Source organism: Paenibacillus hebaui, from assembly GCF_051934385.1.
Classification (GTDB): domain Bacteria; phylum Bacillota; class Bacilli; order Paenibacillales; family Paenibacillaceae; genus Paenibacillus.
In genome coordinates, this window is record NZ_CP196836.1 from 4,800,899 (window position 1) to 4,815,719 (window position 14,821).

At 40.5% G+C, this 14,821-nt stretch carries 14 protein-coding genes and 3 pseudogenes; 6 read left to right on the forward strand and 11 right to left on the reverse strand.

The features are described from left to right. Positions 1-698: 698 nt before the first annotated feature. A complete protein-coding gene (gene yaaA, locus ACR32F_RS21815; protein WP_440110695.1) occupies positions 699-1,454 on the reverse strand; it encodes a peroxide stress protein YaaA in 756 nt (251 codons plus the stop codon). 305 nt (positions 1,455-1,759) lie between these two features. On the opposite strand from yaaA, the pseudogene ACR32F_RS21820 reads away from it, so the two are divergent. Continuing rightward, positions 1,760-2,204, forward strand: a pseudogene (locus tag ACR32F_RS21820) (IS30 family transposase); the annotation flags it as partial. A 66-nt stretch (positions 2,205-2,270) separates the two neighbouring features. Here ACR32F_RS21820 and ACR32F_RS21825 read toward each other — a convergent pair. The 4 genes and pseudogenes from ACR32F_RS21825 to ACR32F_RS21840 all read right to left on the reverse strand — a co-directional run bounded on the left by ACR32F_RS21825 (position 2,271) and on the right by ACR32F_RS21840 (position 5,704). Next, positions 2,271-3,128, reverse strand: a complete 858-nt coding sequence (locus ACR32F_RS21825; protein ID WP_440110697.1) for an SPFH domain-containing protein — start codon at positions 3,126-3,128, stop codon at positions 2,271-2,273. Beyond that, the gene (locus ACR32F_RS21830) at positions 3,106-3,264 is read right to left on the reverse strand and encodes a hypothetical protein (protein WP_440110699.1); all 159 of its coding nucleotides are present in this window, start codon (positions 3,262-3,264) and stop codon (positions 3,106-3,108) included. Before ACR32F_RS21830 ends, ACR32F_RS21825 begins: the two co-directional genes overlap by 23 nt. Positions 3,265-3,768: 504 nt before the next feature. After that, positions 3,769-4,952: pseudogene (locus tag ACR32F_RS21835) on the reverse strand (IS256 family transposase). A 44-nt stretch (positions 4,953-4,996) separates the two neighbouring features. Further along, positions 4,997-5,704, reverse strand: coding sequence for a hypothetical protein (locus tag ACR32F_RS21840; RefSeq protein ID WP_440110701.1), 708 nt, complete (start codon positions 5,702-5,704; stop codon positions 4,997-4,999). A gap of 340 nt (positions 5,705-6,044) precedes the next feature. Here ACR32F_RS21840 and ACR32F_RS21845 point away from each other — a divergent pair, with 340 nt between their 5' ends. The 5 genes and pseudogenes from ACR32F_RS21845 (at position 6,045) to ACR32F_RS21865 (ending at position 12,025) form a co-directional block, all read left to right on the forward strand. Then, positions 6,045-6,815, forward strand: a complete 771-nt coding sequence (locus ACR32F_RS21845) for a hypothetical protein (protein WP_440110703.1) — start codon at positions 6,045-6,047, stop codon at positions 6,813-6,815. Between the two features lie 262 nt (positions 6,816-7,077). Further along, entirely contained in the window at positions 7,078-8,013 is a 936-nt protein-coding gene (locus ACR32F_RS21850) for a LytTR family transcriptional regulator DNA-binding domain-containing protein (RefSeq protein ID WP_440110705.1), read from the forward strand. Between the two features lie 138 nt (positions 8,014-8,151). Then, positions 8,152-8,996: pseudogene (locus ACR32F_RS21855) on the forward strand (ATP-binding cassette domain-containing protein). Next, positions 8,993-9,703 carry an ABC transporter permease gene (locus ACR32F_RS21860; protein ID WP_440110707.1) on the forward strand — a complete coding sequence of 237 codons (711 nt, stop codon included), beginning with the start codon at positions 8,993-8,995 and terminating at the stop codon, positions 9,701-9,703. Before ACR32F_RS21855 ends, ACR32F_RS21860 begins: the two are co-directional and overlap by 4 nt. Positions 9,704-9,748: 45 nt before the next feature. Continuing rightward, the gene (locus ACR32F_RS21865) at positions 9,749-12,025 is read left to right on the forward strand and encodes a preprotein translocase subunit SecA (RefSeq protein ID WP_440110709.1); all 2,277 of its coding nucleotides are present in this window, start codon (positions 9,749-9,751) and stop codon (positions 12,023-12,025) included. 81 nt (positions 12,026-12,106) lie between these two features. On the opposite strand, the gene ACR32F_RS21870 is transcribed toward ACR32F_RS21865, so the two are convergent. The 6 genes from ACR32F_RS21870 to ACR32F_RS21895 all read right to left on the reverse strand — a co-directional run bounded on the left by ACR32F_RS21870 (position 12,107) and on the right by ACR32F_RS21895 (position 14,764). Then, a complete protein-coding gene (locus tag ACR32F_RS21870; protein WP_440110711.1) occupies positions 12,107-12,298 on the reverse strand; it encodes a hypothetical protein in 192 nt (63 codons plus the stop codon). A gap of 188 nt (positions 12,299-12,486) precedes the next feature. After that, positions 12,487-12,630: a hypothetical protein gene (locus ACR32F_RS21875; RefSeq protein ID WP_440110713.1), complete on the reverse strand. Its 144-nt coding sequence runs from the start codon at positions 12,628-12,630 to the stop codon at positions 12,487-12,489. Between the two features lie 99 nt (positions 12,631-12,729). Next, positions 12,730-13,101, reverse strand: a complete 372-nt coding sequence (locus tag ACR32F_RS21880) for a DUF7674 family protein (protein WP_440110715.1) — start codon at positions 13,099-13,101, stop codon at positions 12,730-12,732. Between the two features lie 103 nt (positions 13,102-13,204). After that, positions 13,205-13,708, reverse strand: a complete 504-nt coding sequence (locus tag ACR32F_RS21885; protein WP_440110717.1) for a hypothetical protein — start codon at positions 13,706-13,708, stop codon at positions 13,205-13,207. Positions 13,709-13,775: 67 nt separating this feature from the next. Continuing rightward, entirely contained in the window at positions 13,776-14,408 is a 633-nt protein-coding gene (locus tag ACR32F_RS21890) for a hypothetical protein (RefSeq protein ID WP_440110719.1), read from the reverse strand. A gap of 128 nt (positions 14,409-14,536) precedes the next feature. Then, on the reverse strand, positions 14,537-14,764 hold the full coding sequence (locus ACR32F_RS21895) for a DUF4279 domain-containing protein (protein ID WP_440110721.1): 228 nt from the start codon (positions 14,762-14,764) through the stop codon (positions 14,537-14,539). Between the last annotated feature and the right edge of the window lie 57 nt (positions 14,765-14,821).

The window sequence follows — 14,821 nt, forward strand, 5'->3', positions numbered from 1 at the left end:
ATTATCCTTCCATTTCTTTATCCATCTCCATCGTTTGGAGGACTATGGCTAAAACTCCACATCTTAGGAATCGCATGATCCAGCATTTCAAACCATTCATAGGGGTACCAAACTGGATCAATATTCAAATCAGGCTCTTCATGATCGGGTTTAATTAAATAATATAGGTAATTATCCCACACGGCCAATGAATATACGAAGTATTCCTTATTTATCACAAGTGAAAGTGATGTGTAGTCTTAAGGATATCCCGCTCTCTCTGCAAGAGTACTTCCTTCTTTATTGATACATTTTAATAACATAATTTGCACACCTTACTTCATCCATATTTGGATTGGACATGTTTTTGTGCATTCATATCTCATCCTCGAAATACAGAACAAACGAGTGTTACAGTTAACCAGCTGTCGGAAGAGACATATAATCATACCGGTCCTGGCTCACATATTGCTTTCGATGTCCCCAAGTCCTGTTCTTCAAATAAAGTCTGGCGTAGCTGTTCTCTTGTAACAAGTTTACCAATTCTAGCCGATATTCATATTGATCATCAGCTGTAACTTGTATTGAATCTAATTCGCCCACTATCCTTTCGATTAATAGAAAAGAATGCTTGCTCACTTCAAAGCCAGCATCCCCAACCAATGGCACGATCATCTCAATATAAAGTTCATAATCCATACCCACCGTTGTACAGTAGGCTACTTTCCCTCTGGTTGTATGAAAACATACGTGCTCTCATCAGATCGTTCTTCTGAAAAACCAAAGTTAAGCCGATCAAAGCTTCTGATGTCCTTTACATCTGTAATCTGATGCTCTGCTATATAACGTACCATTTCGCCTCTGGCCATCTTGGCCCGGGTTCCTTTTTCAATGACCTTCCCCTCGACCATTTGTCCGAATACACAAGTAATGAACTTAACTTCCTCCCTTAGAAAAGGAGTGATGTTTTTGCTATACTCTTTCGAAGCCAGATTCAGGATATAGTTACTTTCCGATTGAAGCTGATCTGCCAATTTCCTACCCCAGAATTGATAGAGGGAGCTGAAACCCGGACCTTGCAGCCTGGCCTGCATCTCCAATCGATAAGGAGCAACGCCATCCAAAGGCCGTAACATACCATAAAAACCGGATAATATGCGTAAATGCTGCTCCAGATACGCCAGTTCCTCCTTTTGAAAAACATCCGGCGCCATATACTGATACTGAATGCCCTCATAGGCATAAATGGCTGGGGTAAGATTGTCCTTTAGATTCATACTCCGAATCCGCTCCACATTCAGTTCGGCGATCGCATCGTTGCACTTCCACAACGCTTTGAGTTCGTCATAGGTTAATTTTTGAAGCAAACTCAGTAGCTGTTCTGACTCGGTTATAAAGTGCGGCATCTGCTCGCAAGCTATACTATCCGTGTCGATCTTCATCTTTTTGGCAGGTGAAATCATAATTCGTATCATGCTGATCCATCCTTAATCTACGTTGTTTTTGTTGTTATTCATTGTACAGGATTGGTAAGGTGAATCCAATGTCAAGTGCGTTCATTACATCGCGGGCATTAAAAGACTCAAAGAGAACAAGCCCGCCCATCAATAGGCTGGCTTGTTCATTAGTACTCGAAAACTTCAATTCAGGAAATTTAATTGGTTTTTGAATATGGATCAGGAGTAAGTTGCACCCATTGCTCTCCTCTGTAGGTGTATACGTATTTCTTGAATTTAACGACAAGAGGATACTGTGGCATTTTCCTAAGAAGAGCTTTGACAAAGGTAAACGGCAGTTTGCTGTGGGTAAGATCATCTCTCAGCGTCCCAAAAGAGGTTCGCTGCCGGGAAACCTCTGGCCATTGGTAACTCGATACGGTCGTCTCGGGCCGTGGAAAAGCAAGGGCTGCATAGCTACGTTCATCGAACGCAAGACTCGCCTGTACACCGCCATTCAAATGCCTGACCGCACAGCGTCGATGGAAATTGCCTTTGGTGTAGTAGCCTCTCAGTACCCTACGCGTGCATTTCAAACCGCTACAGCAGATCGTGGGAAGGAGTTCGCACAAATCACGGATGAGGCTTTGGAGACGCCCTCTATCTCACAATCACAGACCACGAAAATGGCTAAGGTGGAGAGCGGCTCACGAATCCTTTTCAGAGGATCTGTCGCACTCGCTTGACAATCCGTCGTCTGGACAAAGTAAAATCTTATTTGAGACCTGATAACGGGTCTCTTGTTTTTTATAAAATATTTTCATAAAGATTTGGTGAGATACACTCCCCGCGCCACTATTTCTCTTGCTCTGTTTTTGTAGTCGGCAATTGAATCATTGGAGTATTTGATCCACTTACATATGGAAGTGCTCCATCCCATTTCTTGATGGTTTCATATTGAACAAGTTGACTCGATAATGATTGTTGAAGCTCTTTATTTGCTTTAGCTTGACCCTCTGCTTCGATCAATAGTTTGTCTGCATTACCTTGTGCTTCCACGCGCTTACGATCTGCTTCTTTCTTGGCGATCTCAAGCTCAGTCGTTTTACGTTCCAGTTCTTGAGAGGCTTCGACACGCTTATCGATTGCTTCCTGAGTCTTGGCGTCAGGTTGAGGAACACCTACGGTAACGTTTGATACTATAAAACCTAACTCTTTAACATCATCAGAAAAACGTTGTTGGACGTCTACTCCTGCTTCGGATGACTTTTCACCATAAACATCAATTACTGTAAACTTAGAAATGCCTTTACGAGCTGCATCACGGAAACGTGTTTTGAGATATGTATCCTCAATTTCTTGAATGCTAATTGGCCCAAATGTATTGAAAATAGAAGATACTTTACTTGGTTCTACTTGGTAGTTGTAAGCAAAATCGATTGTGATGTTTTTCCCGTCAGAAGTAGCAATCTGAATGTCTCTGTATTCAACCGTTTGAATTCGGATAGGATATTTCGTCACTTTATCAAACGCCCCAACGAGTTTCCATCCTTGACTCAGTGTACTATCTTTTACGCCTCCATTTGGTGAATAAACAACTCCAACATATCCATTAGGAATTCGTGTTAAAAAGAAGGTCACCATTAACACTCCAACAATAATAACGAATGCAACCGCAATTGCCCCTACTCTAAACGTCTTTGAATTTTTCATCTACATTCTCCTCTTGTTTGAATTTATTGTATTTTTTTAAAATTCTACTACCTATTTTATTGAATAGCGGGAACATTAATGACCATAGAATAAATGCTAGGATAAAAATTAAAATTATTCCCCCAATAAATGGCATATTCGTCCTCCTTCGCAAAATGCTGTGGCTTCATCTACATCTCTTTAAAGTTTACTTCTCCGTTCATCCAAATTATAACTAATAATTTATATCCTCCTTTATATATACTTTGTACATTCGTATTCGGTTTCAATGATATCCAGCGTTGCTTCTCGTAGCCCTAGAATTTCTACATCGAAAGGGATATGTGATCCGGCTTGTTTTACGGCTTGTGAGCATCCCAAAATCGAAATACTATAAGGTAAAGTAGCAAAGAAAATGGTGAATGGGGGACGTTCAGTAGCTGGTTATTCCTATCCAGAAAGTGGCGTACGTGTGGCCGATGCTGCTACTGTCACACAAAAAAAGAGCCATCACATTGTTTGATGGCTTTTTCGAATACGTAACCTACACGAACCAATATTTAATTAATACGATAGATTTATAACACTCCGTTCAAGCGCGCCACCGGCAGCGTCAAGATTTTTGTGTAAATGAAATAACCTTTTCTTATGTAGGGTGATGTTATTCTTTTGTGGTGAACATGGCTAGCAGTTCTGCTCGTGCTTGATCAAAGCCATTATGACAACGGGTGGCAAAACGCTGGTTATAGTTCTCAAACTGAGAAACCAAGAATTTTTCTAATGCTTCTTCATGGGGGAATTGTTCTTTTCGTTTCGTGTATTTCTTGATTTGCTTGTTAAACGATTCGATCAGATTCGTCGAATACAGGCTTCTCCAGATGGGTTTGGGAAAGCTGTAAAACGTGAAGATATAGGAATTCTCTCTCAACGATTGAACCACTTTGGGATAGATAGCTCTCCATTTGTCACAGAAGGTAGTCAGAGCAGCTTTACCTACTTCTTCATCCTCAGCACGATACACGGACTTGAAATCGTCACAGATCTCTGCTCGATCCGTCACACGAACTTTATGTGCGATGTTACGAGATAAATGAACGCAACAGGTTTGGTACTTCGCTTGGGGATACACCTCTTGGATTGCATTCACGATCCCGGTCAGTCCGTCGGAGATAAACAGAAGGATTTGTTCGGTGCCACGCTGTTTGACGTCCTGAAGCAGTTCTTTCCAGATATAAGCGGATTCGGTCGGTGCAATCGCGTACGTAAGTACCTCTTTGGAGCCATCCTCACGAATGCCTACGGCAATATAGACCGCTTCCTTGGCTACGTTTCACGCTTCACCGGGATGTACGTCGCATCAATATAGACGCAGACATAGCGCTTCTCCAACGGTCGTTTCATAAATGCATCGACATGCTGGGTCATGACTTTGGTCATGTTGGAAACCGTTTGAGGCGTGTAGTGATGACCATACATTTTCTCGATGAGGTCAGCGATTTCCGTCATGGTGACACCCTTTTGAAACAGGTGAATAACAAAGGATTCCAGGGTGTCATTGGAGCGTTTATACGGCGCTACAGTTTGCTGTTTGAACTCTCCCTTCCGATCCCGAGGCATACTAAGCTGCAAGTCGCCATACTCGGTATGAAGCGTACGAGTGTACGATCCGTTACGAGAGTTGCCTGAATTCACGCCAGCACGGTCGTATTTTTCATAATCCAGAAACGCTGTAAGCTCCGTTTCGAGCAAGTGGTTCATGGCAGACTCTAAATGATTGCGAAATACTTCTGTAATATCTTGTTTGGTGACTAGAGCTTGAACTAAATCTGTTGTAAAATGATTCATAGGGAAGACCTCTCTCTGAATTGTTGTGTGGTAACTCAATTCTACTAGAAAAGGTCTTCCTTTTTTCTATTTACACAATATATTTTACGCTCTCCGCCACCGAATAACCGCCCTAGAACATTAAAATATATCATGATGAAAGACAATATTATAGATATTGGTAGTATACTCAAAAATTGAAGTCTGTTCGTAGGAACAATAAATAGTAAAACAATGACCATAATTAGATATATTCCCATAAGTATTGGGATCAAATAGTAATGAGTATGCTCAGGCAAGTAAGCGTCGCGCAATTGATACCCTTCGGACAGTAGAGCTGTGATTGGAAGGGACAAAACTATACTAGGTACAAATCCATTGCCACGTGCATACCACATCACATAAGCACACACCGGAGATACCACTGCACACATTCCCCAAAAAACGATTTCTCTTATGGGAACGAAATGTAGGAAAAACACTGTGTATAGATAATAAACGGTTAGCAGCGACAAAAAAAAGAAGAATACCTTAACTGCTGCTAGTTTAGGAGAATAACTAAAGACCGATATAAGTGTGGCAACAAAAATCCAAATACCTAGACGCCCACCGATATCGTCAAATACGGGGTTAATCCCCTGAGTATCCACAAACTTTGCAACTAAACCTAAAATTACCCCGATCGTTATCGCACTTACAATTGAAAAAGCTTTTTGTTTAGTAGTTGATTGGTTTTCAACTCTAATTTGACTTAACTCATTATGTATTCCCACTTCAATCCTCCAACTTCCATAATTCCTATATATTCTAACACAATCGGTTTGAAATTTTTCCTTTTTTATGAGATTTAGGAATTGATAGTGTTAATCGAATCAGCCTGTATATCCACTTATATCGGACCCTGGTCCTTGCGGAACAGACAATCCTACTGTTTCGTTTCGCCTGGGTCGTTATTCTCATTATATCAATGCTCCATTTTGCTATGATTATTATTACCTTGGACTTAAGTTCATTCCACCAATACCATATCAGGTCAAATTATTTTTCAGATAACAACCAGGTGGGGTTGATGTTCTTATTTAATTTATTTTGAGAGAAAGGGTGTCCCTTCCTATGTTTATTGTTCAATTACTGCTCGCTATCGCACTTTTGGGCAGTTCAGGCAGCTCAAATTATGCGACCTCTACACAACTAGAAATCAATCAATCACAGCCTCAGGCTGCTTCTCCAGAGCATGTAATGGAATCTGGATTAAAACCCTTCCGGCCTGAAAGCAGCCTTGTTGGATTCGATCCCGAAACCGATCCGATAGAGCATGCCGCCAGCATGCTTGAAGATAAGCTTTACCAAAGTGCAGCATCACCGATCCTATCCAAACCTGGAGATACAGGAACATTCGATTACGGTGGACATCTGAAATTGCTAAAGTCTGTGCCTCTGGATGCACGTTTTGAACGTGGGCCACTAACCATTCATGTTGTTCACGCTCAATTATTAGAGGCCAGTAACATTCCTGAGGATTCACAGAAAAACATTTCCATTCTGAATCGGGAAGATATCGGTTCTAAGATCACTTATATCAATATCCTCTACACTGTTGAAAATACAACGGATCAGAATATCGGTTTTTACGGCTTAAACTCCGTTCATCCAAACACGGGCAAGCCGATCTCCGCAGATCGCAATTTTATGAGGAAATCATATGTCTATAATCAATATGATGGCGTAGTCATTGATAATACGAGTTATGGTTTAGTATATACAGATGACCCGGATGAGCTGGAATCCATCGAACTTGTTTTCAATAAAATCTATGACTACGATACTGGAGAAACCATTGTAGAGCCCACTTCGTTGAACATTCCTTTTGCTGTTCAAAAGTAGTGTAAACTTAGCTCCATCGCTCACAATGACAAACTGTCACCTTAATAACCAACCACTCTAATTCATTTTTGGAGTGGTTTTTTGTTCATAGATCCAATCGCTTTTCGTATGCAATGTTGCTATGTCCAACCGATTGCTGGGGGCTCGTTATTCATATGCCTGATAGAGGATCTAAATCATCTCAATTGAAGATGACAAAAAATAACTCCAACATTATAATTGTTACATATTATCCAGAAGCAGTGATGATCAGGAGGACAGCATGCAATTTCAACCAGTGTATCAAGATGGGGAACTATTTTTACCCAAAATCGAATTAAATATGGCATGTAACCAATCGATTGGCATTATAACCGACTTGAAGCGAAAGCAAATTTTAATGAATCAATTGCTGGATCGTTCCCAATATTACATACTTCGAGCTCAACAAAACGAGTATACACAATTAACGGTAAAAGAATTAATCACTTTTCTAATCAACGTAACAGAGCGAAACGATTGTGCCACTATGTTGTTAGAATATTTCGCTTTGAAAGAAGAACAGAAGGTAAAAATTAAGAATCTAAGCCCATCAAAAAGAATGTATGTGACGTTGCTGCGCGTTTATTTTGCACATCAGCCTACACTCGTATTGGAGGAGCCCTATTTTTATTTGGAAGAACAAGATCGGCGCCAGTTTAAACGGATTTTAGATGATCTTTCGAAACAAATGCAGATTTTAATTTTAACTTCCAATTTAGAGGATGCCATGATTTCCTGTGATTCAATTTATCGTCTGAATGAATCCGGATTTCATCTATTGGATATTCGTGATTCAGAAGAGGATAAGCAAGCAGTGCAGGAACAAGATCGAGCCAATATAACCCTGCAGAAGATTTATACAAAAAAAAATGACAAAGTGATTTTATTTAATCCACCTGAAATTGATTACATAGAAAGTATGGATGGTTCGGTTCTTGTCCATGTAGGTGGAGAAAGTTTTGTCTGTGCGCTGACGCTAACCGAGCTCGAGCATAGATTGTTTAATTTCGGATTTTTTAGATGTCATCGATCCTATATTGTTAATCTACAGAAGGTAAGAGAGATTATTACATGGACGAAGAATAGCTACAGCTTGCGATTAAATACAGGAAGAGATGCGATTGTTCCGTTATCTCGTTCAAAATTACAAGAATTAAAAATACATCTTAACATTTAATTTCCGGGGAAATATGGAATCAATCCAGCAATTAATGGTACCATTCAGGCGTTGACAGCTACATTTCGGCGGATTTCGATGGTTGGAGGCATGTAATCTTTATATGCTTAAGTCATCAACTCCAAGGAAGTGATATGCATGGATGTTATCCAAGTAGAACGTATTCGAAAGAGATTTGGAAATAAGGATGCATTATCAGAAGTATCTTTTTCAATTCCAAAAGGCGAAATTTTGGGTTTCCTGGGTCCAAGTGGTTCTGGAAAAACAACATTAATTAAGATTTTAACTGCTCAATTAAATCCGACAAGTGGACAGGCAACTGTATTCAACCAGCCAGCGGCGATGATGCATCAGTCTGCACAGAAGATGCGCTTTGGTATTTTGTCAGATAACAGTGGTCTATATGAGAGATTATCGATAGAGGAAAATCTAGAGTTGTATCGCCAATTATATGACCTTTCTAAATCTTCGATCGATACAGTATTGCAGTTTGTAAACTTAAGCGAAGAACGCAAAAAGAAAGTCATTCACTTATCGAAAGGGATGCGTCAGCGTGTTATGCTGGCATGCGCAATTATCCATGAGCCGGAATTATTATTCTTAGATGAACCTACTTCAGCTTTAGATCCGGTAAACTCCACACATATTTATAAAGGATTACGCTACTTAAATGAGAAAGGAACAACGATTTTTTTAACGACGCACGATATGTCAGAGGCAGAATTGTTATGTGACCGTGTAGCGATTTTGTATCAAGGACAAATCCAAGCCATTGGCTCGCCCAAGGCGCTTAAAAAACAGCATCGGGAAAACGTCGTTTGTGTGGAATTGATAAACGGGAAACCTACGAGCTCCCGATCGATGAAGGAACGGCTGATCAAATTGCCGATTGGATGAAGCGAGGCTTAATCGAACGATTGGAAACGAAAGAGCCAAGTCTAGGCGATATCTTTATTAAAGTGACAGGAGGTGAGCTGTTATGAGTATCTCGTTGAAACGTGCGCGAGCAATATTTGTGAAGGATTACAAAGAGTTTTCACGTAATTATGGCATATCTATCATGTTGCTTGTTCCGATTATATTCGCATTTCTTTTTCGCACGGCAGGTCCTTCTTTCCCTGGGGCAATAGGTTTTCTTCTAAATATTTCGTTTGTGCTCTTAACCTCTTTTGCACAAGCATGTTTGATTGCGGAAGAAAAGGAACGTAACACCTTACGATCATTAATGATGACTCCAGCCACAACGATGGATGTATTAGTTGGTAAAAGCACCTTAGTCTTTGTCATGTCTGCTGTTGTTCTGGCTATTGCTACGTATATATTAGGCTATGAGCCGGCTAGTATATGGGCGTCTGCAATTGCAATCATCCTTTCAATAATTCTATACACAGCAGTAGGAACGATATGTGGTTTATTCTCTAAAACGATCCTTGAAGCTTCATTAGCAATCATTCCTGCAGCAATGGTTTTTTCGGCTCCTCCTGTTGCAACGATCTTGTTTGGTGATTTTCCGATTTTTAAAATGCTGGATTATACACCAAGCATTCAACTTGTGAATTTGCTAAATATACCCAACGCAGGCTTTACGACGGGTGACCTATTAAAACCCCTCCTCATTATTTTGGCGTGGACGGTTGTATTAACGATTTTATCTCTTGTTTTGTATCAACGGCGGTTGAAGGATGAGTAGCCACTATAGAATTTCTTATTTCTACCAAGGAGGAATAACACCCCGATGAATGTAATCGTCAAATGGATACAAAACATTAAAGAACGCGAAGCCCAACTGAAGCTGAAAGGTTATCGAGACAAAGTTGAGCTCATCCAAAAACGGAGTTTGGAAGCTTGGGACGATCAGCGGCTGCAAGCGGAATCTCTCCGGCTTAAAAAGGAAGCAAAATTGGGTACGCCTTTGGATGAGCTGCTTGTCGATGCCTATGCACTAGTCTATGAGGTAGCGAAGAGAAAGCTCGGATTACAGCCTTACGATGTCCAGATCATGGCTGCCATCGCTTTGCACGAGAGATTTTTGATCGAGCAGCAAACCGGTGAAGGAAAAACGCTCTCTGCTGTACTGCCTGCTTATCTAAATGCGCTGACCGGCGAAGGCGTTCATGTGCTGACTTTTAACGATTATTTGGCTAATCGAGATGCCGAGTGGATGGGTCCGATCTATCGTTTCCTGGGGTTAACGGTAAACTCGGTTCAAGCGGGCATGAGCCTGTATGAGAAACGGGAAGCGTACGCCAAAGATATAATCTATGTTACGGCTAAAGAAGCGGGATTCGATTATTTGCGCGACACAATCGCATTAAATGAAGCTGATACCGTGCATCGTCCTTTCCACTACGTCATTGTTGACGAAGCGGATTCACTGTTACTCGACGAAGCGCGGGTGCCACTAGTCATTAGCGGCGAGTCGGGCTCTTCCAGCGATGACGGCATTCGTTTCGCAGAAGTGGCTCGGCAGCTCGAGCAAGCAGAGCATTACAACTTTGACGAATTCCAGCGGAACGTTTACTTGAATGATGCGGGTGCTGCGAAAGCGGAAGTGCTGCTGGGATGCGGCAATTTGTACGATAGCCATAATAGTCATTTGTTAACCTCATTGAATTGTGCATTGCACGTAGAATCCCTATTAAAAAAAGACGTCGATTACATTGTACGGGATGGTGAAATCCAGCTAATCGAAGAATATACCGGTCGTGTGGCCGAGAACAGGTATTTGCCGGACGGACTGCAAGCTGCGCTTGTGGCTAAAGAAGGGCTTCAATGGAAGGCTGGCGGGAAAATTCTCGGGACAATCACCATTCAACACTTCATTAGCCTGTATCCGGGAATCTGCGGAATGACAGCTACGGCCCACGCTTCAGCCATGGAATTCGAAGATATCTACGCGCTGCAGGTCGTGAAAATCCCACCAAACCGGCCAAACATACGGATCGACCACCCACACCGGATTTATACTCATAAAGAAGCTAAATATAAGGCGCTTGTACAAGAGATCTCTTCTGTACATAGGGTTGGACGCCCCATTCTTATTGGTACATCAAGCGTAGAGGAGTCTGACATGCTGGCGGAGGCGCTGGCTGTTGCTGGCGTACCTTGCCATGTTCTGAATGCAAAAAACGATGCAAAAGAAGCCGAAATCATCGCCAAAGCGGGAGAAATCGGCGCCGTAACGGTGTCTACGAATATGGCAGGACGCGGCGTCGACATTCGGCTCGGCGGCGGTAACCCCGCGCAGGCAGAAGTTGTCGCCAAGCTGGGTGGATTATACGTGATGGGTACATATGTGAACGAAAGCATGCGGATTGACGACCAGTTGCGCGGGCGATCCGGCCGCCAGGGCGACCCGGGAGCTTCCGTATTTTATATAAGCCTGGAAGACGAGTTGATGCTTCGCTTCGGCATTCATAAAGAAGTTTCCGCTCCCAGGCAGGATGAGGCTCTTGAAGGTCCGGTGCTCCGCAGCAAAATCGAGCATATTCAACGGGTTATTATGGGCCAAAACTTCGATATTCAGCGGGAACTGAACGGTTATTCGGATATGGTGGAGGATCAGAGGCGAATTCTATACGAAGAACGGCTCAGAATTTTGAATGGGGAGAAGTCAATGAGCCCTTCAGAACAGCGGGTAAGGCTTTTTTATATCGACGAATTCTGGGCTGACCATCTGGCGTATGTTACTTACATTCGCGAAGGCATCCACCTGGAGAGCATTACCAGCCGTAATCCAATCGACGAATTTCATGCGCAAATCACCGAAGCATTCGAGCAAATTCCGGATAAAATAGATAGGGAGTCGGCAAATATGCTTGTGAAGCTTGGAGGTTCGAATGATCCCGCGAAGTGGGAAGAGTTCGGTTTGAAAAGCCCTATTTCCACTCGGACTTATATGATCAATGATCAGTACATCCAAAATAAGCGCAGCTCTTGGACCGGAACGACCGTATTGGCTTATTGGGGCCGCAAGATTTTGAGTCCGATATTTAAGCTGTCAAAATATTGATGCAGCGTAGCTTCTTCGATGGTGGCATATTACAGTATATTTGCTGTATGAATATAACATCCCGGCAATTACAACATTTGACTAATTTGTATGTAACAGTCCATAAAACCGGATAATATGTGCACATGCCTCTGGAGATACTCCAGTTCCATATATTAAGCCCTCATCATAGGCATAGATCGCTGGCATAAGTTTATCCTTTAGATTCATATTCCGAATCTGCTCCACATTCAGTTCGGCGATAGCATCATGATGCCTTCCCAATGATACCAAATCAATCCTCCAGCTTTCGCTATCATTAAGAAAAGCCACCTTCGTTTTCGTTCTCAAAAGAACTACAAAAATCAACAAGCCAGTCCAATAATGAACTAGCTTGTTGATTACAATTCAAGAACACGTCATTCTTCCATTTTTAATTATGGATTAGGCGTTAAATGTACCCACTGCTCGTCTCCGTAGGTTTACATACCTGCCAACTGTAAAAGGTAATTGGCAGAAAAATATGTAAGCTCAACATTAATCATTTTTAATTCTTCATGATCAAATTTCGACCAATCCTGATCGATCAACTGATGCAGCCGTTCCACTGTCTTTTGTAAAATCAAGGTTCATACCACCTTCATATTTTTAAAAATCCCCCAAGATTATAATTAGCACTGATCTTCAACGAAACAAGCATTTAAACTGAACTCCAGGCGATTATTTCACAAAAAATATTTTCCTGAATGCAAATCTTCTATTTCTTGAGAAAGCTTTTTAGTATGGGGCTTCATAAAACGTTGAGCTTTTTGCAAAATATCCGTATGCCCACCAAGATTATACAATATTGTAGTAGATAACACTTGTGCAATATAAAGATTCGATTGAGTCGCCATCCATTCAAAAAAATCGAAGAACTTTTCAATTTGTTCTGTATCATCATTTTCACGAAGCAATTTTTCAACATAGGTAGACACTTCATCACCAAAAAACACATGTCCTAGAAACTCTTGATTAAAATCTAAATGTACTTTATAACAATCGTGGAATTCAGGGAACAGTCTTAGGAATTGTTTTATTAAAATGTCACTATCCATTTCTCCAACCTCCTATTTTCCGATTTTTTCCTTTCCTCAGTTTAACAAAAAGAAACCGCTAAGTTATGGCTTCTTAATACATTGAAAACAGATACTGTGCCTATTAAAACGTTATCACTGTTGGAGATGAAATGGATTCCTCTTTTTGATTGTCTCTCCATAGTTCTTCAACCTCTGAACTTCCAATATTTAAACCCAAGAATGAAGGATCGAAAAATATCTCCTGTTGATTGGACAATATTAATTTCATAGCATCACAGACTACACCTACATTTCTCAACTCCATGTTAAATAATACTAGCTTAGAAACCTTATTATCAATTAAGGGATTCTTAAATATAACATTTCCAATTTTTGATTTTGCAGGAATAACATCTTCAAAATCGATAGTTATTTGGATATCACTGACAACATCCAGAGAAATTTTAGAATATTGTTCAATGGTTTCGATTTTAACAAGCCCATCTCCAAATTGAAGAAAGAGCTGATCTGTATTAGCAACAAACTCAGCAGCCCCATTATCCTCTGGATCTATAAATCCTGTTTGAAAAATATTATCCAAATGATTCTTTCTTATACTATTTCCGATCTGTTCCAAGCACATCATATATCCATACATCCCCCTTAATATTCATATTATCTAAAATACTATTTAGGTATCCGTTTAAGTTCACTCACTTAATTTCTTGAGAAGACCCTTCTACAATATCAATCATATAGACCTTATGCATGCCTAATTTTTCTGTAGTGGTAAGCTTGTATAATTCAGGTTTTTCTGTAGGTTCTAATACAGCCCACTGCCAATTAGATCCCGGTCCAGTGGTTAAGGCTATTATCTCTTCAGTGTCCAGATCTAATGGAATGGCTTTCTTTTCAGCTTTACCAGAAACCTCTCTTACAATCAAATTCACCTGATTATTTCTTTGTGACATGTTGATTAATTCAATATTGTACTCGTACTTCTGATCAGTTGTGTAACTAACCGGATCACTTTCTACTTGATCTCCTTCCACCGTATTTTGTAATGCAGTTACAAAAGCTGGAGTACAGAACAATAATATAAAGATGAACACTCCTCCCACAATCATGGTCATTATATTCAACCGAGAATTCCATTTTTTCATGAGAATTACAATCGAAATCATGTTTATCATAAGAGAAGGTACTCCATAAAAGATCATGATCGGCATACCAACCAAATCTAGTGATCTTTGAAAATTAGACGTTGCTCCAACTAAAAACCAAATGAATATTGCTACATTGATGAAAATAGTAGTGATCCATATATATTTAATCCAGTTCGACATTCTTTCACCTCCGAATTGGGCATGAAGCTATAAGCTACACCAACATTCCCCAAGGTCTGATAATCTGATACTTGTCCTCTATATGTATTTTCATAATGACTTGTTTCCAATGCTATAGAATATACAAATCAAAAATCAAACTCTGATTTCAAGTCATAGGCTATACTTATTGCATTTTGCTTGATTGAAATCGCAGGAGTCTCATTATTCATAACCCTGATCGAGAAGCTAAACAGAAAATTCAAATTATGCTTCATTCTCAAGGTTTTCAACTTTTCAATATGCGGCTCCAAAAGAATAAGTATGTAGTTCAATTGCTGATTGATATCAAAAGATTCCTGATGGTTCGATGCCAATCTGTTCTGTGATTAACTTCGGTTCAAAATGATCTCCTGTAATGATAAATTCAGCCA